Source organism: Microbispora sp. H13382 (assembly GCF_014161445.1).
Lineage (GTDB): Bacteria > Actinomycetota > Actinomycetes > Streptosporangiales > Streptosporangiaceae > Microbispora.
Genome location: NZ_JABBXA010000011.1, coordinates 245,289 through 268,274 on the forward strand (window position 1 = coordinate 245,289; position 22,986 = coordinate 268,274).

General features: G+C 70.7%; 20 protein-coding genes and 1 riboswitch. Of the genes, 14 read left to right on the forward strand and 6 right to left on the reverse strand.

The genetic code is table 11. The features are described 5' to 3' along the window. Nucleotides 1–228: 228 nt before the first annotated feature. From pdhA to HHX41_RS23075, 10 genes are all read left to right on the forward strand, one after another. Entirely contained in the window at nucleotides 229–1,320 is a 1,092-nt protein-coding gene (gene pdhA / locus HHX41_RS23030) for a pyruvate dehydrogenase (acetyl-transferring) E1 component subunit alpha (protein WP_310742129.1), read from the forward strand. Further along, a complete protein-coding gene (locus HHX41_RS23035) occupies nucleotides 1,317–2,291 on the forward strand; it encodes an alpha-ketoacid dehydrogenase subunit beta (protein WP_169981832.1) in 975 nt (324 codons plus the stop codon). The genes pdhA and HHX41_RS23035 overlap by 4 nt, the downstream gene beginning before the upstream one ends. A 16-nt stretch (nucleotides 2,292–2,307) precedes the next feature. After that, on the forward strand, nucleotides 2,308–3,798 hold the full coding sequence (locus HHX41_RS23040) for a dihydrolipoamide acetyltransferase family protein (protein ID WP_182907677.1): 1,491 nt from the start codon (nucleotides 2,308–2,310) through the stop codon (nucleotides 3,796–3,798). Nucleotides 3,799–4,025: 227 nt separating this feature from the next. Next, a complete protein-coding gene (locus tag HHX41_RS23045; RefSeq protein WP_169981834.1) occupies nucleotides 4,026–4,163 on the forward strand; it encodes a putative ATP-grasp target RiPP in 138 nt (45 codons plus the stop codon). Nucleotides 4,164–4,264: 101 nt separating this feature from the next. Further along, nucleotides 4,265–5,248, forward strand: coding sequence for an MvdC/MvdD family ATP grasp protein (locus HHX41_RS23050; protein ID WP_182907678.1), 984 nt, complete (start codon nucleotides 4,265–4,267; stop codon nucleotides 5,246–5,248). Beyond that, nucleotides 5,245–6,222: a TIGR04500 family putative peptide maturation system protein gene (locus HHX41_RS23055; RefSeq protein WP_182907679.1), complete on the forward strand. Its 978-nt coding sequence runs from the start codon at nucleotides 5,245–5,247 to the stop codon at nucleotides 6,220–6,222. The genes HHX41_RS23050 and HHX41_RS23055 overlap by 4 nt, the downstream gene beginning before the upstream one ends. Nucleotides 6,223–6,400: 178 nt before the next feature. Then, nucleotides 6,401–8,545, forward strand: a complete 2,145-nt coding sequence (locus HHX41_RS41925) for a peptidase domain-containing ABC transporter (RefSeq protein ID WP_182907680.1) — start codon at nucleotides 6,401–6,403, stop codon at nucleotides 8,543–8,545. A gap of 28 nt (nucleotides 8,546–8,573) precedes the next feature. After that, entirely contained in the window at nucleotides 8,574–9,608 is a 1,035-nt protein-coding gene (locus tag HHX41_RS23065) for a hypothetical protein (RefSeq protein WP_182907681.1), read from the forward strand. Nucleotides 9,609–9,650: 42 nt separating this feature from the next. Next, entirely contained in the window at nucleotides 9,651–9,947 is a 297-nt protein-coding gene (locus tag HHX41_RS23070) for a Dabb family protein (RefSeq protein ID WP_182907682.1), read from the forward strand. A 198-nt stretch (nucleotides 9,948–10,145) separates the two neighbouring features. Then, the gene (locus HHX41_RS23075; protein ID WP_182907683.1) at nucleotides 10,146–10,529 is read left to right on the forward strand and encodes a hypothetical protein; all 384 of its coding nucleotides are present in this window, start codon (nucleotides 10,146–10,148) and stop codon (nucleotides 10,527–10,529) included. A 237-nt stretch (nucleotides 10,530–10,766) separates the two neighbouring features. Here HHX41_RS23075 and HHX41_RS23080 read toward each other — a convergent pair whose 3' ends face one another. Beyond that, nucleotides 10,767–12,590 carry an acyl-CoA dehydrogenase gene (locus tag HHX41_RS23080; RefSeq protein ID WP_169981841.1) on the reverse strand — a complete coding sequence of 608 codons (1,824 nt, stop codon included), beginning with the start codon at nucleotides 12,588–12,590 and terminating at the stop codon, nucleotides 10,767–10,769. Between the two features lie 147 nt (nucleotides 12,591–12,737). After that, nucleotides 12,738–12,809: riboswitch (guanidine-III (ykkC-III) riboswitch) on the forward strand. Between the two features lie 5 nt (nucleotides 12,810–12,814). Here HHX41_RS23080 and HHX41_RS23085 point away from each other — a divergent pair. Both HHX41_RS23085 and HHX41_RS23090 read left to right on the forward strand, forming a co-directional pair. Further along, nucleotides 12,815–13,060 (forward strand): hypothetical protein, encoded by a 246-nt coding sequence (locus HHX41_RS23085; protein WP_169981842.1) that lies wholly within the window; start codon nucleotides 12,815–12,817, stop codon nucleotides 13,058–13,060. A gap of 42 nt (nucleotides 13,061–13,102) precedes the next feature. Then, on the forward strand, nucleotides 13,103–13,480 hold the full coding sequence (locus tag HHX41_RS23090; protein ID WP_169981843.1) for a VOC family protein: 378 nt from the start codon (nucleotides 13,103–13,105) through the stop codon (nucleotides 13,478–13,480). 3 nt (nucleotides 13,481–13,483) lie between these two features. On the opposite strand, the gene HHX41_RS23095 is transcribed toward HHX41_RS23090, so the two are convergent. Further along, a complete protein-coding gene (locus tag HHX41_RS23095) occupies nucleotides 13,484–13,933 on the reverse strand; it encodes a hypothetical protein (RefSeq protein WP_182907684.1) in 450 nt (149 codons plus the stop codon). Between the two features lie 85 nt (nucleotides 13,934–14,018). Between HHX41_RS23095 and HHX41_RS23100 the strand changes: the two genes are divergently transcribed. Beyond that, nucleotides 14,019–14,468 carry a GNAT family N-acetyltransferase gene (locus HHX41_RS23100; protein ID WP_182907685.1) on the forward strand — a complete coding sequence of 150 codons (450 nt, stop codon included), beginning with the start codon at nucleotides 14,019–14,021 and terminating at the stop codon, nucleotides 14,466–14,468. Here the strand turns inward: HHX41_RS23100 and HHX41_RS23105 are convergent. Together HHX41_RS23105 and HHX41_RS23110 are read right to left on the reverse strand one after the other, a co-directional pair. Beyond that, nucleotides 14,439–16,487: a molybdopterin-dependent oxidoreductase gene (locus tag HHX41_RS23105; RefSeq protein ID WP_182907686.1), complete on the reverse strand. Its 2,049-nt coding sequence runs from the start codon at nucleotides 16,485–16,487 to the stop codon at nucleotides 14,439–14,441. The genes HHX41_RS23100 and HHX41_RS23105 overlap by 30 nt on opposite strands. 35 nt (nucleotides 16,488–16,522) lie before the next feature. Beyond that, a complete protein-coding gene (locus HHX41_RS23110; protein ID WP_169981847.1) occupies nucleotides 16,523–16,960 on the reverse strand; it encodes an RpiB/LacA/LacB family sugar-phosphate isomerase in 438 nt (145 codons plus the stop codon). 49 nt (nucleotides 16,961–17,009) lie between these two features. Between HHX41_RS23110 and HHX41_RS23115 the strand changes: the two genes are divergently transcribed. Beyond that, nucleotides 17,010–19,415 carry a lysylphosphatidylglycerol synthase transmembrane domain-containing protein gene (locus HHX41_RS23115; protein WP_310742130.1) on the forward strand — a complete coding sequence of 802 codons (2,406 nt, stop codon included), beginning with the start codon at nucleotides 17,010–17,012 and terminating at the stop codon, nucleotides 19,413–19,415. Between the two features lie 124 nt (nucleotides 19,416–19,539). Here HHX41_RS23115 and mgrA read toward each other — a convergent pair whose 3' ends face one another. Both mgrA and HHX41_RS23125 read right to left on the reverse strand, forming a co-directional pair. Continuing rightward, on the reverse strand, nucleotides 19,540–20,565 hold the full coding sequence (gene mgrA, locus HHX41_RS23120; RefSeq protein WP_169981849.1) for an L-glyceraldehyde 3-phosphate reductase: 1,026 nt from the start codon (nucleotides 20,563–20,565) through the stop codon (nucleotides 19,540–19,542). Next, nucleotides 20,562–22,607: a S9 family peptidase gene (locus HHX41_RS23125; RefSeq protein WP_182907703.1), complete on the reverse strand. Its 2,046-nt coding sequence runs from the start codon at nucleotides 22,605–22,607 to the stop codon at nucleotides 20,562–20,564. The genes mgrA and HHX41_RS23125 overlap by 4 nt, the downstream gene beginning before the upstream one ends. Between the last annotated feature and the right edge of the window lie 379 nt (nucleotides 22,608–22,986).

A 22,986-nucleotide genomic window follows, 5' to 3' on the forward strand; every position in this document is an offset into this window, starting at 1 on the left:
CGCCGCCTCGCCCCCTGTGGCCCCGGCACCGGGGGTGTGGCGTCTCACGGTCCGGGAATCGGAGAAGTGTGGACAGGCGGGCGGGGTCTTGCGCTACGGGGTGTGACTTCTGCCACGATGTCCACATATGCGCCCGGTCGCCCACCCCAGCGGCCGTACGCCAGACGACCCGGCCTTCCTGCGGGGGTGACCCCACCCGCGGGGGCCCGACACGCACAGGAGTGGCACGTGACAGCCGACGCCCCTCGTGGTGTAGACGCACCCCCGGAGCTCGTCCAACTGCTCACCCCGGAAGGGGAGCGGGTCGAGCATCCCGACTACGACATCGAGCTGACCGCGGAGGAGGTCCGCTCCCTCTATCGCGACCTGGTCCTCGTCCGCCGCATCGACCTTGAGGCCGTCGCGCTCCAGCGGCAGGGGGAGCTCGGCATCTGGGCGTCCCTGCTCGGGCAGGAGGCCGCGCAGATCGGCTCGGGCCGGGCGCTCACGGACGCCGACATGGCCTTCCCCACCTATCGCGAGCACGGCGTGGCCTGGTGCCGCGACGTCGACCCGGTCAAGCTGCTCGGCCTGTTCCGCGGCGTGAGCAACGGCGGATGGGACCCGGCCGAGCACAACTTCCACCTCTACACGATCGTCATCGGCTCCCAGACCCTGCACGCGGTCGGGTACGCCATGGGCGTCCAGCGCGACGGCGCCGAGGCGGCCACGATCGTCTACTTCGGTGACGGCGCGACCTCCCAGGGGGACGTGAACGAGTCGTTCATCTGGGCCTCGGTGTTCAACGCCCCCGTCGTCTTCTTCTGCCAGAACAACCAGTGGGCCATCTCGGAGCCGCTGGAGAAGCAGTCGAAGATCCCGCTGTACAAGAGGGCGTCCGGCTTCGGCTTCCCGGGGATCCGGGTCGACGGCAACGACGTGTTCGCCTGCCTCGCCGTGACCCGCCGGGCGCTGCAGAACGCCCGCGAGGGGCAGGGGCCCACGCTGATCGAGGCGTTCACCTACCGGATGGGCGCGCACACCACCTCCGACGACCCCACCCGCTACCGCCTCGCCGACGAGCTGGAGGCGTGGAAGCTGAAGGACCCCATCGAGCGGGTCAAGGCGTACCTGTTCAAGAACCAGCTCGCGGACCAGGAGTTCTTCGAGAAGATCGACGCCGAGGCGGACGCGCTCGGCAAGGACGTGCGAAGCCGGTGCCTGGCGCTGCCCGACCCGCCGCCCGGGGCTATCTTTGATCACGTGTACGCCGGCGCCCACGCACTCCTCGACGAGGAACGCGAGCAGTACCTGACCTACCTGGCGGGGTTCGAGCGATGACCACTCTGACTCTCGCCAAGGCGTTGAACGAGGGCCTCCGCCGCTCCATGGAGGACGACCCCAAGGTGCTCGTGATGGGAGAGGACGTCGGCAAGCTCGGCGGCGTCTTCCGCGTCACCGACGGCCTGCAGAAGGACTTCGGCGAGGACCGCGTGATCGACACGCCGCTCGCCGAGTCGGGCATCATCGGCACGGCGATCGGCCTGGCGCTGCGCGGCTACCGGCCGGTGTGCGAGATCCAGTTCGACGGGTTCGTGTTCCCGGCCGCCGACCAGATCATCACCCAGCTCGCCAAGATGCCGCTGCGGTCGCTCGGCACGCTCAAGCTGCCCGTCGTCGTACGCATCCCCTGCGGCGGCGGCATCGGGGCGGTCGAGCACCACTCCGAGTCGCCCGAGGCGTACTTCACCCACACCGCGGGCCTGCGGGTGGTCGCGTGCTCGAACCCGGCGGACGCGTACACGATGATCCAGGACGCCGTCCGCTGCGACGACCCGATCATCTTCTTCGAGCCGAAGCGCCGCTACTGGGACAAGGCCGACGTCGACCTCGCCGCCCCCGGCCTGCCACTCGACCGCGCCCGCACCGTACGGCAGGGCCGCGACGTCACGCTGGTCGCGTACGGGCCGATGGTGAAGACCTGCGTGGAGGCCGCCGCGGCGGCGGAGGAGGACGGGCGGAGCGTCGAGGTCGTCGACCTGCGCTCGCTCAACCCCCTCGACGTGGATGTCCTGACCGAGTCCGTGACGCGGACCGGACGGTGCGTCGTCGTCCACGAGGCCCCGGTCTACACCGGCTTCGGGGCCGAGATCGCGGCGCGCGTCACCGAGCGCTGCTTCTACAGCCTGGAGGCGCCGGTGCTGCGGGTGGGCGGGTTCTCCACGCCCTATCCGCCGTCCCGGCTGGAGGACCACTACCTGCCCGACCTGGACCGCGTGCTCGACGCCGTGGACCGCTCGTTCGCGTACTGAGGGGGAGGGATCTGCCATGCTGCGCGAGTTCAGACTCCCCGACGTGGGCGAGGGACTGACCGAGGCCGAGATCGTCAAGTGGCACGTCGCCCCGGGCGACTCGGTGAAGATCAACCAGACGATCGTGGAGATCGAGACGGCCAAGGCCGTCGTCGAGCTCCCGTGCCCGTACGAGGGCACCGTGTCCGCCCTGATGGTCGGCGAGGGCCAGACCGTCGACGTCGGCGCCCCGATCATCGCGGTGGACGACGGCGCGGGCGGTGACGGCGCCGGCGCGGGCCGGGATGCGCTGGCCGACGACATGGTTCCGGACGTGCGGAACCGCGCTGAGGCCCACCAGGCTCAGCCGAAGGAGGAGCGCCAGCCGGTGCTGGTCGGGTACGGCGTCAAGACGAGCGCCACCCGCCGCCGCCCCCGCAAACCGGCGTCGTCCGCTCCGCCCGCCGCGTCCGCTCCGCCCGCCGCGTCCGCTCCGCCCGCCGCGTCCGCTCCGCCCGCCGCGTCCGCTCCGCCGGTTCCGCCCGTCCGGACCGCCGCGCCCCCGCTGACCACTCCCGCTCCCGCTCCCGCTCCCGCCCCCGCCCCCGCCGTCGCGGGAGGGGGTGTCGGTGCGGCACACGGCAACGGCTCCGGGGCGTCCGTACGGGCGCGCGTCCTGGCGAAGCCGCCGGTCCGCAAGCTCGCCAAGGACCTCGGCGTGGACCTGACCACCCTCACGGGCACCGGCCCCCGGGGGTCGATCACCCGGGCCGACGTGGAAGCGGCGGTGGCGGCGCCCGCCCTCGCACCGGCCGCCGGGCGCGACACGACCGCGCGAGAGGAGCGCATCCCGGTCAGAGGGGTCAGGAAGGCGACCGCGCAGGCGATGGTGGCCAGCGCGTTCTCGGCCCCGCACGTGACCGAGTGGCTCCAGGTCGACGTGACCGAGACGATGGAGGCGGTCCGGCGGCTGCGGACGCTGCCCGAGTTCGCCGAGGTCAAGGTCTCCCCGCTGCTCCTGGTCGCGAAGGCCCTGATCACGGCGGTGAAGCGGCACCCGATGGTCAACGCGTCGTGGACCGGCGAGGAGATCGTGGTCAAGCACTACGTGAACCTCGGCATCGCCGCGGCCACCGATCGGGGGCTGATCGTGCCCAACGTCAAGGACGCCGACGCGATGTCGCTGCCCGGCCTCGCCCGGGCGCTCGGCGACCTCACCGAGCGGGCGCGGGCCGGGAAGTGCCAGCCCGCCGAGCTGAGCGGCGGCACGATCACGATCACCAACGTCGGCGTCTTCGGCGTCGACGCCGGCACGCCGATCCTCAATCCGGGAGAGGTGGCGATCCTCGCCGTGGGCCAGATCAGGGACATGCCCTGGGTGGTCGACGGGCAGCTCGCGGTCCGCAAGGTCACCACCCTGGCGCTGTCGTTCGACCACCGCGTGGTCGACGGTGAGCTCGGCTCCTACGTCCTGCGCGACGTCGGCGCCATGCTGGAGGACCCCCTCCGAATGCTCGCCTGGAGCTGAGCCGCACGCGCTTGGAAGGGCCGGGCACCCGAGGGGTGTCCGGCCCTTTTCCTGCGTCACCCAGGTGGCGCAGGTGTCAAGCGGGCTGCAAGTGACGTCCAAGACGCCGTCCGTAGCGTCTTCGCCGTAAGCGATCACCGGCCCCGGGAACGCCGGAGATCCGGGGGATCCTCGCCGCTGCGGGGGGACCAGGCAAGGCCGCGCGAGCGGCGAGAAAGGACGACATCATGTCGAAGATCAGCATTGACGACATTCCGTTCGAGGGCGCGGAGCTGACCGACGCTGAGCTCGGCGAGGTCAGCGGCGGCCGCTGGTCGGTGAGCTGGTACATCGGCGGCAAGCCCGCCGAGTGGGTCAACAGCTGACCTGAGCTGATAGGGACCCGCGGGTGAGACGACCCGCGGGCCGCCCACAGGACGGCGGAGCGGACCTCCCGCTCCGCCGTCCGCGCTTGACCGGAGTGAACGTGATCCTGATACTCAGCGACCGGGGGGACGAGGCGGTCCACGCGGTCCTGCCCAAGCTGAAGCACCGCGGGGTGCCGGTGACCTGGTGGGACCCGGGAGACCACCCCGCGAGGGCCGGGATCACCGCCGCCTTCGACGGCGGCCGGCACCGCGTCGTGCTCGACACCGTGGACGGGCGGATCGACCTCGCCGACGTGACGGCCGTCTGGCGCAGACGCCCGAACCGCCCGGCGAGCGCCGGGAACGTGACCGACCCCACTCATCGCGCGCACGCCGAGCTGCAGGCGGAGTTCCTGCTCGACGGCGTGTGGGCGCTGGCCGAAGTCCCCTGGCTGCCGTGCCGGCGTGAGGTGGAGCGGCACGCGCACAACAAGATCGTTCACATGGCCCGCGCGGTCGAGCTGGGGTTCACCGTGCCCCCGACGGTCTTCACCAACGACCCGGCCGAGCTTGTCCCGGCGTACGAGCGGGCCTCGGGCCGCCTGATCGCCAAGCAGATCAGCTCCGACGCGTTCACCGTCGACGGGGCCGACCACCGCGCGTACACGACCCTCGTCACCCGGCGCCTGCTCACCTCACGGCATCGGCTCCGGCACGAGCCGGTCATTCTCCAGCCCTACGTGACGAAGGACGTCGAGCTGCGCGTGATCGTGGTCGGTGAGAGCGTCTTCGCCGCCGCGATCGACACCCGGGCGTCCCGGACCGCGAGGGACGACTGGCGCCACTACGACGACGACCGGGTGCGATACAGCCCGCACGAGCTTCCCGAGCCCGTGGCCGCGCGCTGCGTCGCGCTGACCGCGTCGCTGGGCCTGACCTTCGGCGCGATCGACCTCATCCTGACCCCCGAGGGGGAGTACGTGTTCCTCGAGATCAACCCGAACGGCGCCTGGGGCTTCGCGGAGCAGCGCGCCGGGCTGCCGGTCGGCGACGCCATCGCCGGCTGGCTCGCGGCGGCCCACGAGGGGAGGCGGGCGCGGTGAGCGACTTCGGCATGGCGGTCGAGTCCGGCGTGCGGCTGCTGCGGAGCCTGCCCCGCCGCCGCCCCGACGTCGAGGAGGCCAGGCGTACGGCCGCCGCCTGGGCGGCCGAGCGCCCCGGCCTGTCGGCCCAGCTCGTCGTCGACGTGCGGCCGGGGACCCCGGTGGTCGACTACGATCTGCTGCTCGCGCATCCCGAGGGCGGCACGGTCGCGGTGAGCGCGCCGCCGGAGGACGGCGTGCCCTGGCTGGTCGACCATTCCACGCACTGGGCGGCCGGAGGGCTGGTGACCGTGGACGACGTCCACCTGTCCGTCGCCCAGGCCCTGACGATGCTGCGCTCGCTGTCGCGCCGGGACGCGACGCCGTACGAGGAGATCGTCGACCAGTGCGTGATTCTCAACGAACTGCTGGACGACGACGAGCCGCTCACCCCGGGGGACCTGCAGGTCGCGGCCGACGAGTTCCGCCGGGGACGCGGCCTGCTGGACCGGGCGTCCACCCTCGCCTGGCTTGAGGAGGTCGGCATGTCGGGCGAGATGTTCGAGACCTACATCTCGGGCATCGCCCGGCGGAGGCGGTTCCGGCGGCGCAAGGAGAGCGAGCTGGGGCCGGGATACCTGGCGGCACACCGCGCCGATTTCGACCGGGTAAGGGCGGTCTGGGTGGTCTCGGCGGACAGGTATGCGGCGAGTTCTCCCCAGGACCTGCTCGTCCTCCTGCCGGAGCTCCGGGAGGCTCGGGTGATCGTCGGCGAGCGTCTGGCCCGCGAGTTGCCCGCCGAGCTGCGCGGCGCCCCCGCGGGCGCCGTCGTCGGCCCGTGCGAGAGCGAGGAGGGCTACCTCAGCGGGACGGTCCTGGAGCGCAGGCCGGCCGAGGACGACGCGGAGACGCTGGCGGCCGCGGGCCGCGCCGCCTTCGCCGAGTGGCTGGCCGGGCGGCGACGGCAGGCGAGGATCGAATGGCACTGGTCATGAGGCGTGGCCTCTACCGGGAGGAGGCCCTGAGCAGGTACGCGAGACCCGGCTCCGGGGCGCGACCGCCTGTGATGATCCGTCGCGGCATGATCACTCTGCTGTGGGCGCTGGCCGTGCTGCTCGCGTCCGGAACCGGTGCGGTCGCCGTCGCGGTGCTCTCGGGAGCGGGGAGCGGCTCGTGAGAAGGCGCGTGCCCGTCGTGCTGCAGAACACCGCCACCGAATGCGGCGCCGCGTGCCTGACGATGATCCTCTCCTACCACGGGCGCCGGCTCTCCCTGCACGAGATCACCGATCGGCTGCAGGTCGGCAGGGACGGGCTGTCCGCACGGGCGATCGCCGACGCGGCCCGGGAGCTGGGACTCAAGGCGCGTGCCTTCTCACTGGGGCCCGAGGACCTCGCCCGGCTGCCCATGCCCGTGATCGTGCATTGGGAGTTCAACCACTTCCTTGTCGTGGAGCGCTGGGCGCCCGACCAGGTGGACGTCGTCGACCCTGCCCGAGGCCGGCGCAGGCTCACCTCTGAGGAGTTCGACTCCGGCTTCACGGGGGTGCTGCTCGCCTTCGAGCCGGCTCCCGGCTTTCGTACGGGCCGTTCGACCGCCGCCACCGCATGGCGGCGGCGGTTCCTGCACGACCTGGTGCTGCGGCGCAAGGGACTGCTCGCTCAGGTCGTGGCCGCCTCCGTGCTGCTGCAGGTGCTCGGGCTCGCCCTGCCCGTGTTCTCCGAGTCGCTGGTCGACCGGGTCCTGCCGTACGGCGCCGATCGGCTGCTCCTCCTGCTGGGCGCGGGGCTCGTGCTCGCGGGTCTCACGCAATTCGTGGTCGGCTGGCTCAGGTCGGTCCTGCTGGTGTCGGTCCGGGCGGGGGCGGACGCCGAGCTCACCCGGGGAGTGGTCGCCCATCTCGTGACCCTGCCGTACCGGTATTTCGCCCTGCGCGGCAAGGGCGACCTGGTCACCAGGGCGGGCAGCGTGGCGGTGTTGCGGGAGATGCTGACCGGGCAGGTGCTGTCGGCCCTGATCGACGGGCCGCTCGCGATCGGTTACGCGGTGCTCGTCCTCGTCAGGGATCCGGTGCTGGGGCTGTGCCTGCTCGGGTTCGCGGCCGCGCAGATCGCCCTGCTGCTCGCCACCGCACGCAGGGTGCACTATCTGACCCAGCGGGAGCTGACCGCTTACGCGGCCACGCAGAGTCAGCTCGTGCAGGCGATCGGCGGCATCGAGACGCTCAAGGCCTCGGGCGCGGAGTCACGCGCCGTCGACCAGTGGACGAAGTTCTTCGCCGAGCAACTGGACGCCGACGTACGCGGCGGGCTCACCCAGGGACTGCTCGAGGCGGCGCTGAACGCGCTGCGGCTGCTCGCTCCGCTCGTGCTGCTGTGGGTGGGCGCCTGGCGGGTGCTGGACGGCGACATCACGCTCGGTGCGCTGCTCGGGCTCAACGCCGTCGCGACCGCGGCGCTGACCCCGTTGTCCTCGCTCATGACCAGTCTGCAGAGCATGCAGCAGGCCGGAGCGCACTTCGACCGGCTGTCGGACATCCTGAGCTCCGAACCCGAGCAGGACAGCGGCATTGAGGTCCTGCGGCTGCGCGGCCGGATCGAGCTGAGGGGGGTGGGCTTCCGCTACGACCCCCGCGGGCCATGGATCCTGCGTGACGTATGGGTGCGGATCGAGCGTGGTCAGAAGATCGCGCTTGTGGGCCCCTCGGGAGCGGGCAAGAGCACGCTGGCGAGGATGCTGCTGGCGCTGCACACACCGACCGAGGGGGAGATCCGTTACGACGACGTCCCGCTCCGCGAGCTCAACCCGCGGTCCCTGCGGCGCCAGTTCGGCGTGGTCACTCAGGACCCGTCGCTGTTCACCGGCACGATCCGGGAGAACATCGCGCTGAACGACCCCGAGGCGTCGTTCGACCGGGTGGTCGGGGCCGCCGGGCTGGCGTGCCTGCACGACGAGATCTCGGCCATGCCCATGGGGTACGAGACCGTGCTCACAGAGGGGGCGGGCCTGTCCGGCGGTCAGCGCCAGCGCCTCGCGCTCGCGCGGGCGCTGCTGTCCCGGCCGAAGGTCCTGCTGCTCGACGAGGCCACGAGCAACCTGGACAGCGCCACCGAGGCCCAGATCGAGGCGAACCTGGCCGGGCTCACCCAGACCCGGATCGTGATCGCGCATCGGTTGAGCACGGTCAGGGACGCCGACCTCATCCTCGTTGTCGACGACGGTCGGATCGTCGAGTGGGGTGCGCACAGGGAGTTGCTGGCGCAGGGGGGGCACTACGCCGCGCTGGTCGCGGCGCAGACGGCCGGGGCGGAGACGTGAGCATGCGAACGCGGGCTGTGAGGTGACGATGACGACCTTCGAGTTCGCCGACCTGCTCGGCGAGGGCACCGAGATCCTGCGCGGACTGCGGCGCCGCTGTACGGGCCTCGCCGAGGCGGGAGAGGTGGTCGGGTCGTGGGCGGCCCGCCATCCCCGTGCCTGCCCGCGGCTTGTCCTCACGGGCAGGCGCGGCGAGTACGACCTGCGGCTGAACCATCCGGAGGGCGGCACGGTGACGCTGTCCGTGCCGCGCGGGGCGGAGTCGGAGCAGGACGGTCGGGCGCCCGGCGATCCGCTCGGCACGGATCGCCTGCGGGCGGGGGTGGCGGAGGCCCTCGCACTGCTTCAGGCCGACTGCCGGGATCTCCGGGCCGTGATCGCCGAGCAATGCCTTCTGTCACGTGAGCTCATGGAGGACGACGAGCCCTTGGACGAGGGCGATCTGCGCGAGGCAGTGGCGGAGTTCCGCGCCGGCCACGGCCTGCGCGACCGCGCCTCCACGCTGGCCTGGCTGGCGGAGATGTCGTTGTCCGGTGAGCAGTTCGAGGTGTTCGTCACCGGGATCGCGCGGTGGCGGCGCTTCCGGCGGCGGAAGGAGGCCGAGCTCGCGCCGGGCCACCTCGCGGCCCACCGCCGCGACTTCGACCGCGTACGCGCGCTGTGGGTGACGGGCTCCCAGCCGGTGGACGGGAAGTCGCTGCGCGGCGTGGGCGGCCTGGTGGGGTGCGGAGAGGCCACGGTGACCGTGGGCGAGCGGTGGGCCAGGGACCTGCCCGCGCCGCTGCGGCACGCCGCGCACGACACGCGGGTCGGCCCGGTGGCGTACGGCGACGGATATCTGACCGGGATCGTGCTGGAGCGCCGGGCGGCGCGGGACGATCCGGAGACACTGGCCGTGGCGGGCGAAGCAGCCTTCCGCGAGTGGCTCGCCGTACGGCGCGGCGGGCCTTCGTCGAGCGACGCCCGCGCTGAGGCCACACCTGCGATTCCGGCCATCACTGACCATGATCATTCCGTGGGCCTCTCGCATGCTTCTCTAGATGCCCGCGCCATGACCGGATGAGAGGATGGGCCGGCGTGATTCCCGTAGCGGAGGAGAGTGAGCATGTTCCGGCACGTCGTGCTGCTGAAGTGGACCGATGACGCCACCGAGGAGCAGAAGGCGGAGGTGGCCAGGCGGCTACGCGAACTGCCCGGCGTCATCCCGGAGTTGCGGAGCTATGAGGTCGGACCGGACGCCGGGATCAACCAGGGCAACTTCTCCTTCGCTGTGGTCGCCGACTTCGACTCCGCGGAGGACTACATCGTCTACCGGGACCACCCGGCCCACCAGGACGTCCTCAAGGAATGCATCACCCCGATCCTCGCGAGCCGCGCCGCCGTGCAGTACCACACCGCCTGACGCGGGTGTTGTTACCCGCTGCCATCCGGACTACCGCAGAAGATGACGGCGATATCCAACCGAGGGTTGACGCTGGAAAGAATCCGCACGGTTACGGTCCTAGGGAGTGTTTCAAACACGACCTGGTTCGGCGAAAGCGCGGGGGCGGCGTAGACACTGAGACGCTTTCCCCCGCTTCGAAGACCGGAAGGAAAGCCTATGACCGTGAAACCCAACTCGCCGGCCGCGAAACGCGGAAAGACACCTGCTGCCCTGGTGAAGCGAGCGGGACTGGTAGTGGCGGCGGCCCTCCTGGGAGCCGGCACCGTCGGTGCGCTGCCAGTCGAGGCGAGCGCGGGCAGCGCCTCCAGCGCTCTCCGCGCCGACTGCGGCGGGACCATCAAGAGCAAGAGCTACCCCAACAGAACCGTGTGGACGCTCACCTGGGCGAACTGCGGCGGTAAGACGGTGCGCAAGAAAATCAATGTGAGGTGGGCGCCGGATTACGGCTGCAGCAAGATCCCCGGCGGGAGCACAAGTAAGTGGACATATGTTCAGCCCAGCGGACAAATCGCGTACCCGCAAGGATTCAAGAACTGCTGATCCCGGATTCACGGGCCGAAATCAGGCGACAGCGCCGGTAACCGACGATCAGGTGCGTCGGATGTCACGCCTCCGGTCGGTTCTCCTGATCGAGGATAGTGACGAGGCAAGGTTCCTTGCGTAACCGGTCATCCTCGACCACACCTGGCCACATTACTGGCGGCGGATAACGGATCACCTCTCATGCTCGTACGGCTGCCGCCGAAGAGGGCGGCAGCCGTACGAGCAGGCGACATGTCAGAAGGACTCTTCGGGCAGTTCCATGAGGTCCTGGCCGGTGGCGGCGAGCACGCGGCGCTCGGCGGCCAGCCGGGGCAGCACGGTCTGCGCGAAGAACGAGGCCGCGGCGACCTTGCCCGTGTAGAACGCCTTGTCCTCCTCCGAAGCGGACAGGGCGTTCAGCGCGACCTCGGCCTGACGCAGCAGCAGCCAGCTCAGCACCAGGTCGCCCAGCGCCATGAGGAACCGGGTGGTGTTGAGCCCGACCTTGTAGACCTCCTGCGGCGTCTCCATGGAGGAGATCGCCCATCCGGCCATCGTGTCGGCCATGGACTTGACCACGTCGGCCGCCTCGTCGAGCAGGCCGCGCTCGACCTTCAGCCGTCCGTTGCCCGCCTCGGAGGCCGCGAACGCCTTGATCTCGCCGAGCAGCGACCCCAGTGCCGCGCCCTGGTTCTTCAGGACCTTGCGGAAGAACAGGTCCTGGCCCTGGATGGCGGTCGTGCCCTCGTACAGCGAGTCGATCTTCGAGTCGCGGATGTACTGCTCGATCGGGTAGTCCTGCAGGAAGCCCGAGCCGCCGAGGGTCTGCAGCGAGCGGGCCAGCAGCTCGTACGACCGCTCGGAGCCGACGCCCTTCACCAGCGGGAGCAGCAGGTCGTTGAGCGCCTCGGCGGCCTCGTCGCGGCGGCCCTCGAACTCCGCGATCTGGATCTGGTCCTGGATCGTCGCCGTGTAGAGCACCAGCGCGCGCATCGCCTCGGCGTACGACTTCTGCAGCATGAGCTCGCGGCGTACGTCGGGGTGGTGGGTGATCGTCACGCGCGGGGCGGTCTTGTCGCCCGAGCGGGTGAGGTCGGCGCCCTGGACGCGGTTCTTGGCGAAGTCCAGCGCGTTGAGGTAGCCGGTGGACAGCGTGGCGATGGCCTTGGCGCCCACCATCATGCGGGCGTGCTCGATCACCATGAACATCTGCCGGATGCCGTCGTGGACGTCGCCGACCAGGTAACCGATGGCGGGGTGCTTCTCGCCGAGGGTGAGCTCGCAGGTCGTGGAGACCTTCAGGCCCATCTTCTTCTCGACGTTGGTGACGTAGACGCCGTTGCGCTCGCCCAGCTCGCCGGTCTCCAGGTCCACCAGGTATTTCGGCACGAGGAACATCGACAGGCCCTTGGTGCCGGCCTTGGCGCCCTCGGGCCGGGCCAGCACCAGGTGGAAGATGTTCTCGGCCATGTCGTGCTCGGCGCTGGTGATGAAGCGCTTGACGCCCTCGATGTGCCAGGTGCCGTCGGGCTGCTGGATCGCCTTCGTACGGCCCGCGCCGACGTCGGAGCCGGCGTCGGGCTCGGTGAGCACCATGGTCGCGCCCCAGCGCCGCTCGACGGCCATCTCGGCGAACCGCTTCTGCTCGGGGGTGCCGAGCTCGAAGACCAGGCGGGAGAAGGCCGGGCCGCAGGCGAACATCCACACGGCGGGGTTGGCGCCGAGCACCATCTCGGCCATGGCCCACACGAGGCTGCGCGGGGCGGGCGTGCCGCCGAGCTCCGGCTGCAGCTCCAGGCGCCACCACTCGGCGTCCACCCAGGCCTGGTAGGAGCGCTTGAAGCTCTCCGGCATGGTCACGCTGTGGGTGGCGGGGTCGAATACGGGCGGGTGGCGGTCGGCGTCCTCGAACGAGTCGGCGATCGGGCCGACGGCCAGCCGGTTGACCTCGTCCAGCACGCTTCGCGCGGTGTCCTCGTCGACCTCGGCGAACGGGCCGGTGCCGAGGATCTCCCTGCGGCCGAACACCTCGAAGAGGTTGAACTCCAGGTCGCGGAGGTTGCTCTTGTAGTGACCCATCTGTGTGCGCTCCTAGAACCGAACCCGGGGGTAACGTACTGGTCGGTAACTCTAAAGGAATGCTACCCGCGAGTAACCGCCCATATCCAGGGTCTGTGCCACAGATCGCACGGAATGAGGTCTCACAACCGGTATCGTCCCGTTGTGAGAAGGCCGCGAGCCGCGGTCTTCCCGGACGAGGTGCCCGCCGTACCCGGACCAGCGAAGACGGTGGGCGGAAGGACATGGACCAAGTTCTGCAGATCGCCGGCGCCGTCCTGATTCTCGGCGCGTTCCTGCTCTCCCAGATGAACGTCCTCGACAACAGTTCGAAGATCTACCTCGTGCTCAACCTCGTCGGCTCCGCGGTGCTCGCGTGGCTCGCGTACGCGGACGACGACTGGGGATTCCTGCTGCTGGAGGGGGTCTGGGCCGTGGTGTCCGCGGTCAGCCTCGTCCGGGCGCTTCGACCGCGGCGGGCGGCCACGTAACCTGCTTGACACCTTTGCTGGTGTCGGGATTGGGTGGGGCGCATGATTGAGATCTACACGACGACGATCGACTGCGCCCGGCCGTACGAGCTGGCCCAGTGGTGGAGCGAGGCCCTGGGCTGGCCGCTCGTCGACTCCGAGCCGGAGGACGACGAGGTCATGCTGGACCGTCCGGACGGCCCTCCGCACCTGCTTTTCATCCAGGTGCCCGAGGGCAAGACGGTCAAGAACCGCCTGCACCTCGACGTGGTCCCCTCCGGGAACGGCACCCGCGACCAGGAAGTGGAGCGGCTGCTCGCGCTCGGGGCCAAGCCGTACGAGGACCACCGCACCCCGGAGGGCACCGGCTGGGTCACTCTCCTCGACCCCGAGGGCAACGAGTTCTGCGTCTGCCGCGGCGCGGCGGAGCGGGAGGCCTGAGCCTCAGGCGCCCTTGGCGCGGCCGCGCATCGAGATCGTGAGAACGGCGGTGATCAGCAGCACGAGCGCGCCGCCCCACAACGCGTCCCAGGCCGCGCCGAAGACGCCCTCGCGGTCGATCACGAGCTGCACCGGGTACATCAGCGCCGCGGCGCCGAGGCCCGGGTAGAGCGCGAAGCGCCACGGGTGGCGCAGCGCCCAGAGACGGGCCTGCCGGGTCACCCGGTCGCCGGCGTCCGGCTTGGAGATCGCGCCGATCGCCGCGACGAGGGCGAACACCGTGAGGCCCGCGCACAGGGCCCAGGTCAGGTCGGCCGGGCCGGGCAGGATGACGCCCAGGAGAAGGCTCGTGGCCGCGACCGCCCCGCCGGACGTCGCCGCGGCCCGCCAGGGCGCGCCGCGCAGGGCCGCGCCGGCCAAGGACATCTCGTCCATTCGGGTCAGTTCGTTCATAACTACAGCGTGCCCTTTTGGGCGTTTCCGCGGCATCGGGGAAGTCCCTGACCCTCCCCTGACGCGCCCCGGTTAGTCTCCCGGCATGGATCTCGAATTCCGTACGGCCCGGCGTGAGGACGTCCCCGTCATCGTGGCGATGATCAACGATGACCCGATCACGGCATCCCGTCCGGCTTCCCCGGGGGAACCGGACTACCACGCCGCCTTCGAGGCGGTGGACGCCGACCCGCGCAACGAGCTGATCGTCGTGGAGTCGGGCGGCGAGATCGTCGGCACCATGCAGCTCACCTACATCCCCGGGCTGTCCCGCCGGGGCGGCGAGCGCGCCCAGATCGAGGGGGTCAGGGTCGCCGTGCCCCACCGCAACCGGGGGATCGGCCGGGAGATGATGCGGTGGGCGGTCGGGCGGGCCGGAGAACGCGGCTGCGCGCTGGTGCAGCTGACGTCCGACAAGGCCCGCACCGAGGCCCACCGCTTCTACGGCTCGCTCGGCTTCACCGCCTCACACGAGGGGTTCAAGCTCGCTTTGTGACAGCGGGGCGACGTCGACGAAGTTGTCGTGGTAGACCGCGCCGCGGCCCATGTCGGCGTCCCGCTCGTCCACGAGCGCGTTGGGGTTCGCGCCGGCCGACAGCTTGGGCCAGTGGCCCTTCGGCGCCGCCACCACCCCCGGCGCCACCCGGTCGCTGACCTCCACGTACGCACTGAACTCGCCGTTGCCGTTGAAGACCCGGGCGGCCTGCCCGTCCACGAGGCCGCGGGTGGCGGCGTCTGCCGGGTTGACCAGCACGGTGGGGCCCTTCGACCGCTTGCGCAGCTCCGGGTTGTTGGCGAACTGCGTGTTGAGGAACGTGTGCGCGGCCGGAGTGATCATGACGAGCGGGTGCGGCCGGTCGGCGGGAGCCGTACGAGCCGTGAGCGAGGGGACGTAGCCGGCGACCCGCGGCAGCCCGTCGGCCTCCGCCCTCTCGGAGGCGAACTCCAGCCGCCCGCTCGGCGTCGGGAAACCCTCGGTGAACGGCACGAACGGGTCGGCCACCCGGAGGCGCGCCCAGCCCTGCTTGCGGATCTCCTCCACGGAGATGCCCACCTGGGAGAGCGTCTGCTCGGCCAGTTCGAGATCGGTGTCGTACAAAGACGGCTCGGTCAGGCCCACCAGCCGGGCGAGCCGGCGGAAGGTCTCGGTCGTCGAGAGGCACTCGCCCGGCGGCTCGACGGCGGGCTCGTTCCACACCATGTACATGTGCCCGTAGCCGTGGTGCACGTCCAGGTGCTCGATCTGCATGGTGGCGGGCAGCACGTAGTCGGCGTAGTCGACGGTGTCGGTCGGGAACTGCTCCATCACCACCGTGAACAGGTCCTCCCGCGCCAGCGCCGCCCTGATCCGGTTCTGGTCGGAGGTGGAGCCGAGGGGGTTGGCCGCGTAGACCCACAGGCACTTGACCGACTCGTCCAGACCGTCGGCCAGCCGGGTCATCGTGAGCGTACGCACGGGGTGCGGCAGCAGGTCGTCGCGGGGGTCGGGGCCCGCGGGGGCGTACCCCGAGGTGGAGTAGGCCACCCCGCCGCCGGGGTACCGCCAGTCGCCGGTGACACCGGGGATGCAGGCGATCACCCGCATCGCCGCCCCGCCGCCCGCGTGCCGCTGGATGCCCATCGTGGCCCGGATGCCGGTCGGGCGGGTGTGCGCGAGCCGTACGCCGAGGGCGCGGATGCGTTCCTCGGGGAGACCGGTGATCTCCGCCACCAGCGCCGGGGGATGCCTGCGGATCTCGGCCTCGAACTCGTCCCAGCCGGTGGTGTGCTCCTCGATGTACGCGCGGTCCTCGGCGCCCTCCTCCAGCACGACGTGCAGCAGGCCGAGGGCGAGCGCGGCGTCCGTACCCGGCCGGATCGGCAGGTGCTCGTCCGCCTGGTCGGCCGTACGCGTGCGGATGGGGTCGATCGCCACGACGTACGCCCCGGCGGCGCGGGCGTCCTGGACGAACTTCCACAGGTGGTGGCCGCTGGTCAGGGTGTTGGTGCCCCACAGCAGGATCAGCCGCGACAGGGCGAACGTCTCGGGGTCCATGCCGCCGGGAGTCCCGTTGACGTACCGCAGCCCGTCGTTGCCGGCCCGCGCGCAGATGTTGAGGTCGTGCCGGGACGCGCCGAGGGCGTTCCAGAACCGCCGCCCCGCATTGCCCGACTCGCCCTGGACGTACCCGAGCGTCCCGGTTCCCTGGTAGGGCCAGATCGCCTCGCCGCCGTGCTCCTCGACGATCGACGCCAGCTTGGCGGCGATCTCCGACAGCGCCTGGTCCAGGCTGATCCGCTCGAACCGGCCGGAACCCTTCGGACCCACCCTCTTCAACGGGTGGAGAACGCGGTCGGGCGACCGCACCTGCTCCAGGTAGCGGTTGACCTTCACGCACAGGGCCCCGCGCGTGTAGGGGTGGTCGCGGTTGCCGCGCAGCCCGGCGGCCGCGCCGTCGCGTACGGTGACGACCCAGGAGCAGGTGTCGGGGCAGTCGAGCGGACAGGCGCCGAGGACGGGTAGCGACGTGCTCATGGCATCGACGTTAGCGTGCCGGCCGCGGGCGGGCTCTACCGGATTTCCCCGACGTACGCGATGTTCGCGGCGTCCTCGGGATCGGTGCTCGGCGTCCCGGCGAACCAGGCGTCCAGGATCTCCGTCAGAACCTGCCGGGAGGTGAGGCGGAGACTGAGCGCGAGCACGTTGGCGTCGTTCCATTCGCGGGCGCCCGCGGCGGTGGTGGCGTCGGCGCACAGCGCCGCCCGCACCCCCGCCACCTTGTTCGCCGCGATGGACGCGCCGGTGCCGGTCCAGCAGCAGACCACGGCCTGGTCGGCGCGGCCCTCCGCCACGTCCCTCGCGGCGGCCGAGCAGCACCATGCCCAATCAGCCCGGTCACCGGGGGCCAGTGCTCCATAGAGTGTGACTGAATGGCCGCGCTGTTCCACCTCGGCCGCAAGCACCGACGCGATCCCGTCGATGCTGTCCGAGGCCAGGGATATACGCATAGCGTCAATTGTGGACACCGAGTGCGAAGATCGCACAGAATCGCTGGTGGTGAGAGGCATCAAGGAGCAGGACATAGCGCTGGACACTCCTGGCCAAGGAGCTGTCCTCGTCGTCGAGCCTCTGCTGCCGCAGCGGATCCGCCGTCCTTCCGACGCACTGCGGTTCCTGCTCACGCTGCTGGCCCTCGGCGCCGTCGTGCTGCTGGCTCTGGCCCTGCAGCGCACGCTGAACGGCCTGGAGACCGACGTCCAGGCGGGTACCGGCCGCGCCCCCGACGTGCTGTCGGCCGCCGCCGGGCTGCTGGGCGGCGTCGCCGTGCTGGTCGTCCCGGTCGCGTTCGCCGTCGAACGGGTCTTCCACCGCGACGGCATGCGGGTCACCCAGGGGCTGATCGCCGCGATCCTCGCCCTGCTCGTGTCGTACGCGCTGGACGAGTGGCTGGTCAAGGCGGGCCCGGCCGATCTGGTGCAGCTGCTCACCGGCGGCAGGGAGGTCGAGCCGCTCAACACCGTGCTCACCCCCGCCATCGCGTACGCCACGGCGGTGCGGATGGGGCGGCGCCCCCACTGGCGGGCGCTCATGTGGGTCGCCCTCGGCCTCGACGTGTTCGCGCTGTTCACCGCCACCAAGGTCACCGCGCTCGGCGTGATCCTCACCTACGTCGTCGGCCTCGCCGTCGGGTTCGGCACGTTGTACGGCATCGGCAGCGCGAACACCAGGCCGCCCGGCAGCGCCGTGCTGGCCGCGCTGCGCAAACTCGGGTTCACACCGGTCAGCGCCAGGCGGGTGGAGGACGACAGCTCGGGCAGCCGCCGCTACCTGGTCGCTCTCGTCGGCGACCGGCGGATCGACGTGACCGTGCTCGACCGCGACCGGCAGGTGGCGGGCGTCATCTACCGCCTGTGGCGGCGCTTCCTGCTCAACAGCGAGACCCGGCGCAGGGCCATCCGCTCGCTGCGCGCCGAACTCGAGCGCGAGGCGCTGATGGCGTACGCCGCGCAGGCCGCCGGGGTGCGGCTGCCGCGCCTGCTCGGCACGAGCGAGGTCGGCACCGAGGCCGCGCTGCTCGCCTACGAGCACGTGGACACCCGGCCGGTGGGCGACCTGCGCGACGAGGACTTCGACGACGAACTGCTGGCGCGGATGTGGGAGCAGGTCCGGCTGCTGCACGCCCACCGCCTGGCCCACCGCCACCTGACCGGCGAGAGCATCCACGTCGACGCCTGCCGCAACGTCCACCTCGTGGACGCCCGCAGCGGCGAGATCGCCGCCGGCGACCTGCTGCTGCGGCTCGACATCGCCCAACTCCTCGCCTACCTCGGCACCCGGGTGGGAGCCGAGCGCTCGGTCAGGTCGGCGGCGCAGGTGCTGGGGGAGGACACGCTCGCCGGGGCCATGCCGCTGCTCCAGCGGATCGCGCTGAGCCGGGAGACCAGGACGGCCGCCCGCCGCGACAAGGACCTCCTGCCCGCCATCCGCGAGCAGATCACCGCGCTGAAGCCGAAGGTCGAGGTGGAGGAGGTACGCCTCGAGCGGTTCCGCCCCCGGACTCTCGTGACGATCATCCTCAGCGTGATCGCGGCGTACCTGCTGCTTCCCCAGCTCAGCAAGGTCAACCTGGTCTCCGTCGTGACCACGGCCAACTGGGCGTGGAGCGGGGTGGCGCTGGCCGCGGCCGCGCTGAGTTACGTCGCCGCGGCGATCATGCTGCGCGGGTTCGTCCCCGAGCCGCTGCCGCTCGGCCGCACCGTCCTGGCCCAGCTCGCCGGGTCGTTCGTGAAGCTGGTCGCGCCCGCCGCGGTCGGCGGCGTGGCGATCAACACCCGCTACCTGCAAAAGCGCGGCGTGCCGCCGGGCGCCGCCGTCGCGAGCGTCGGCGCGTCGCAGCTCATCGGCCTGGCCATGCACATCATGCTGCTGCTGCTGTTCGGCTACCTCACGGGAACGCAGGCCGCGCCGTCCCTCACCCCGTCGCGCGGGCTGCTGATGGTGCTCCTGGGCGTGGCCGTGCTCTTCCTGATCGTCCTCGCCGTACGGCCGCTGCGGCGGGTGATCACCTCCCGCGTACGCGCGATGTTCTCGGGCGTGATCCCCCGGCTGCTCGACGTCGTGCAGTCGCCACGGAAGATCACCGAGGCGGTCATCGGCACGCTGCTGCTGACGCTCAGTTTCGTGATCTGCCTGGCGGCGTGCGTACACGCCTTCGGGGGCGAGGTGTCCTTCACGGCGGTCGCCGTCGTGTTCCTCGCCGGCAACGCGATCGGCTCGGCCGCTCCCACCCCGGGCGGCCTGGGGGCGGTGGAGGCGTCGCTGTCGCTCGGCCTCACGGTCGCCGGCCTGCCCTACACGGTCGCCACCTCGGCCGTGCTGCTGTTCCGGTTGATGACCTTCTGGCTGCCCGTCCTCCCCGGCTGGGCCTCCTTCGCCTACCTCCAGCGCCAGAACGCCCTCTGAACCGTCCTGCCGCCGGCATCCCGTGCCAGGCGGATCGCGCGGGCGACGAGCCGGGGGTCACGAGCCGGAGGTCACAAGCAGGGGGCACGCGCCGCCCGCGTCGTGCCCCCGCGCTCGTGGACGCTCAGTGCGCGCTGGAAGCGGCCCAGAGGTTGATGCCGCACTCGACGGCGTCCTTGTCGATCGCGTCCAGCTCGTCCTGGGTGAAGTCGAGCCGGTTGGTCGCGTCGAGGCTGTCGTCGAGTTGCCCGACGCTGCTCGCGCCGATCAGCACCGACGTCACACGCGAGTCGCGCAGCGCCCAGGCCAGGGCCATCTGCGCCAGCGACTGGCCACGCTGCCGGGCGATCTCGTCGAGCCGCCGGACGTGGCGCAGGCTGTCCTCCGTCAGCAGGGACGGATCGAGCGACTTGCCCTGGGCCGCCCGAGAGTCCTTCGGGATGCCGTTCAGGTAGCGGCCGGTCAGCATGCCCTGCGCCAGCGGGGAGAACGCGATGCAGCCCGCGCCCTCCTCCTCAAGCACGTCGAGCAGTCCGTTCTCGATCCACCGGTTGAGCATCGAGTAGGAGGGCTGGTGGATGAGCAGCGGGGTGCCCATGTCCCGCAGGATCGCCGCGGCCTGCCGGGTCCGCTCCGGGGAGTAGGACGAGATGCCCGCGTAGAGCGCCTTGCCCGAGCGGACCGCGTGGGCGAGCGCCCCCATGGTCTCCTCCAGGGGCGTCTCCGGATCAAAGCGGTGGCTGTAGAAGATGTCCACGTAGTCGAGGCCCATCCGCTTCAGCGACTGGTCGAGGCTCGCGAGCAGATACTTGCGCGACCCCCAGTTGCCGTACGGGCCGGGCCACATGTCGTACCCCGCCTTGGTGGAGATCACCAGCTCGTCGCGGTACCTGGCGAGATCCTGCTGGTAGACGTGCCCGAAGTTGATCTCCGCGGAGCCGTACGGCGGACCGTAGTTGTTGGCGAGGTCGAAGTGGGTGACTCCACGGTCGAAGGCCCGGCGGAGGATGGCCCGCTGGGTCTCGATCGGCTTGTCGTCGCCGAAGTTGTGCCACAACCCCAGCGACACCGCGGGCAGCCTCAGCCCGCTCCGTCCGGTCCGGTTGTACGGCATGGGCCCGTACCGGCCCTCGGCTGCCACATAGCTCACTCGGTCACTCCAACTCGGTCGAGGATCCAGGAGAGCGCGAACGCCTCCTCACGCCAGGCGTCGTAACGGCCGCTGCGGCCTCCGTGGCCGGCGCCCATCTCGGTCTTCAGCAGGAACGGGCCGCCCTGAGCGGTGGCGCGGAGCCGGGCGATCCACTTGGCCGGCTCGTGGTAGAGCACCCGCGTGTCGTTCAGGCTGGTGGTCGCCAGGATCGCCGGGTACGTCCGGCCGTCGACGTTCTCGTAGGGCGAGTAGGTCTTCATGTACGCGTAGACCTCGGGGTCGTGCAGCGGATCACCCCACTCGTCCCACTCGGTCACCGTGAGCGGCAGCGACGGGTCGAGGATCGTGTTCAGCGCGTCCACGAACGGGACCTCGGCGACGATCCCCGTGAACTCCTCCGGCGCCAGGTTGGCGACCGCGCCCACGAGCAGGCCACCGGCCGAGCCGCCCCTGGCGATGATCCGATCGGACCAGCCCCCGGCCTTGAGATGCCGCGCGCACGCCACGAAGTCCGTGAAGCTGTTCTTCTTCCTGGTCAGCTTGCCGTCCTCGTACCACCGGCGGCCCATCTCGCCGCCTCCGCGCACGTGGGCGATCGCGAACACGAACCCCCGGTCGAGCAGCGAGAGCCGGGCCACCGAGAAGTAGGGATCGATGGACGACTCGTAGCTGCCGTAGCCGTAGAGCAGGGTGGGGGCGGGCCGGCTCGTGTCCTTCCGGACCACGATCGAGAGCGGGATCCGGGTGCCGTCCGGAGCGGTGGCCCACTCGCGGAACTGCTCGTAGTCGGCCGGGTCGTAGCCGCCGAGCACCGCCCTCTGCTTCAGCAGGATCAGCTCGCCGGACCGCAGGTCATAGTCGTAGACCGACGGCGGCGTCACCATCGAGGTGTAGCTGAGGCGAAGCCGGCCGGTCTCGAACTCCGCGTTGCCGGTCGGCGCCACGTCGTACAGCGGTTCCGGGAACGAGATCTCGTACGGCTCGCCGCCGTCGCCCGGCAGGATCCTGATGCCGGTGAGGCCGTCACGGCGGAAGTGCACGCTGACGTAGTCCTTGAAGGCGTCCACATCGAGCAGCCTGGTGTCGTCCCTGTGCTCGATCAGCGGAGTCCAGCTCCCCGGATCGTCGAGGGGGGCGCCGGCAAGCTCGAAGTTCACGGCGCCGTCGTTGTGCAGGATGAGGAAGCGGTCGGCCGCGTGCTCCAGCGCGTACTCCACGCCGGTCCGCCGGGGCCGCACGACCGTGAACTCGCCGTCCGGGGTGTCCGCGTCGAGGATCCGGACCTCACTGGTGATCTTGCTGCCCGAGGTCAGCACCAGGTAGCGCTGGCTGCGGGTCAGCCCTACGCCCACCCAGAAGCGCTCGTCGTCCTCCTGGTAGACGACGACATCCTCGGCCGAGCCGAGCGTGTGCCGGTGGATCCGGTACGGACGCCAGGCCTCGTCCACCGTGGTGTAGAAGAACGTGGAGCCGTCGGCCGACCAGGCGCCGCCGTAGAAGACCCCCGGGATCTCGTCCGGGAGCAGCTCGCCCGTCGTCAGATTCTTGAACCGAAGGGTGAAGCGTTCGTCACCGGAGAAGTCGGTCGAGTAGGCGAGCTTCGTGCCGTCAGGGCTGATCGAACTCGTGCCCATGGAGAAGAACGGACTGTCGCCGGCGAGCTCGTTGCCGTCCAGGATCACCTGTTCGCCCGGGAGCGGCGTGCCCGGCTCCAGCTGCGGCGGACTGTCGCCGTCGGCGGCCACGCGGCACTGGATGCCGTACTGCTTGCCCTCTTCGGTGCGGGAGTAGTACCACCAGGCGCCCTTGCGGGTGGGCACCGACAGGTCCGTCTCCAGGGTCCTGCCCTTGATCTCCTTGAAGATGACCTCCTGGAGATCCTGCAGGTGGCCGGTTATCTCCTGGGTGTAGGCGTTCTCCGCCTCCAGGTACGCGATGGTGTCGGGGTCGTCCTTCTTGAGCAGCCACGCGTACTCGTCGATCACGGTGTCACCGTGATGCGTGCGCTCCTGGGAGACCTTCTTCGCTACAGGCGGCATGTCGCTCACCCGCCAAAGTCTATGTTCGGCATGGTCCCGCCAAGGCTCCTCGCTGCGGCCTGTGGACAACCCGCGGCGGGACCCGGCCTCGCGGACCCGGTGGTGGAGCCCTCCGAAGTGGCGGCGAGGGGGGAATAGACCCGGAGCTCCCGGCGTTCTCTTCAACTCGGGTCATGGCAGTGCCGGACCCTGGTAATCTTGTGGTGTCGGCGCGGTTCGGCGCACTCCTCTTCGATCACTTCGGTGGTTGTGTTGGCTGTGCGCGGGCTGGTCGCCGGTGTCCTTCTCTCTTTCCGGGTTGTCTGGGTCGGTGGTTTTGCGCCGGGCTGGGGGTTCGGGTAAGTTAGAGGGGTTGCCCCGGAAACGGGGTGGTCGAATT

Coding starts and splice junctions, on each gene's coding strand:
- HHX41_RS23035 (WP_169981832.1), top strand. CDS start 1,317: ATGACCACTCTGACTCTCGCCAAGGCGTTGAACGAGGGCCTCCGCCGC.
- HHX41_RS23040 (WP_182907677.1), top strand. CDS start 2,308: ATGCTGCGCGAGTTCAGACTCCCCGACGTGGGCGAGGGACTGACCGAG.
- HHX41_RS23045 (WP_169981834.1), top strand. CDS start 4,026: ATGTCGAAGATCAGCATTGACGACATTCCGTTCGAGGGCGCGGAGCTG.
- HHX41_RS23065 (WP_182907681.1), top strand. CDS start 8,574: ATGACGACCTTCGAGTTCGCCGACCTGCTCGGCGAGGGCACCGAGATC.
- HHX41_RS23070 (WP_182907682.1), top strand. CDS start 9,651: ATGTTCCGGCACGTCGTGCTGCTGAAGTGGACCGATGACGCCACCGAG.
- HHX41_RS23075 (WP_182907683.1), top strand. CDS start 10,146: ATGACCGTGAAACCCAACTCGCCGGCCGCGAAACGCGGAAAGACACCT.
- HHX41_RS23080 (WP_169981841.1), bottom strand. CDS start 12,590: ATGGGTCACTACAAGAGCAACCTCCGCGACCTGGAGTTCAACCTCTTC.
- HHX41_RS23085 (WP_169981842.1), top strand. CDS start 12,815: ATGGACCAAGTTCTGCAGATCGCCGGCGCCGTCCTGATTCTCGGCGCG.
- HHX41_RS23090 (WP_169981843.1), top strand. CDS start 13,103: ATGATTGAGATCTACACGACGACGATCGACTGCGCCCGGCCGTACGAG.
- HHX41_RS23095 (WP_182907684.1), bottom strand. CDS start 13,933: ATGAACGAACTGACCCGAATGGACGAGATGTCCTTGGCCGGCGCGGCC.
- HHX41_RS23100 (WP_182907685.1), top strand. CDS start 14,019: ATGGATCTCGAATTCCGTACGGCCCGGCGTGAGGACGTCCCCGTCATC.
- HHX41_RS23105 (WP_182907686.1), bottom strand. CDS start 16,487: ATGAGCACGTCGCTACCCGTCCTCGGCGCCTGTCCGCTCGACTGCCCC.
- HHX41_RS23110 (WP_169981847.1), bottom strand. CDS start 16,960: ATGCGTATATCCCTGGCCTCGGACAGCATCGACGGGATCGCGTCGGTG.
- HHX41_RS23125 (WP_182907703.1), bottom strand. CDS start 22,607: ATGCCGCCTGTAGCGAAGAAGGTCTCCCAGGAGCGCACGCATCACGGT.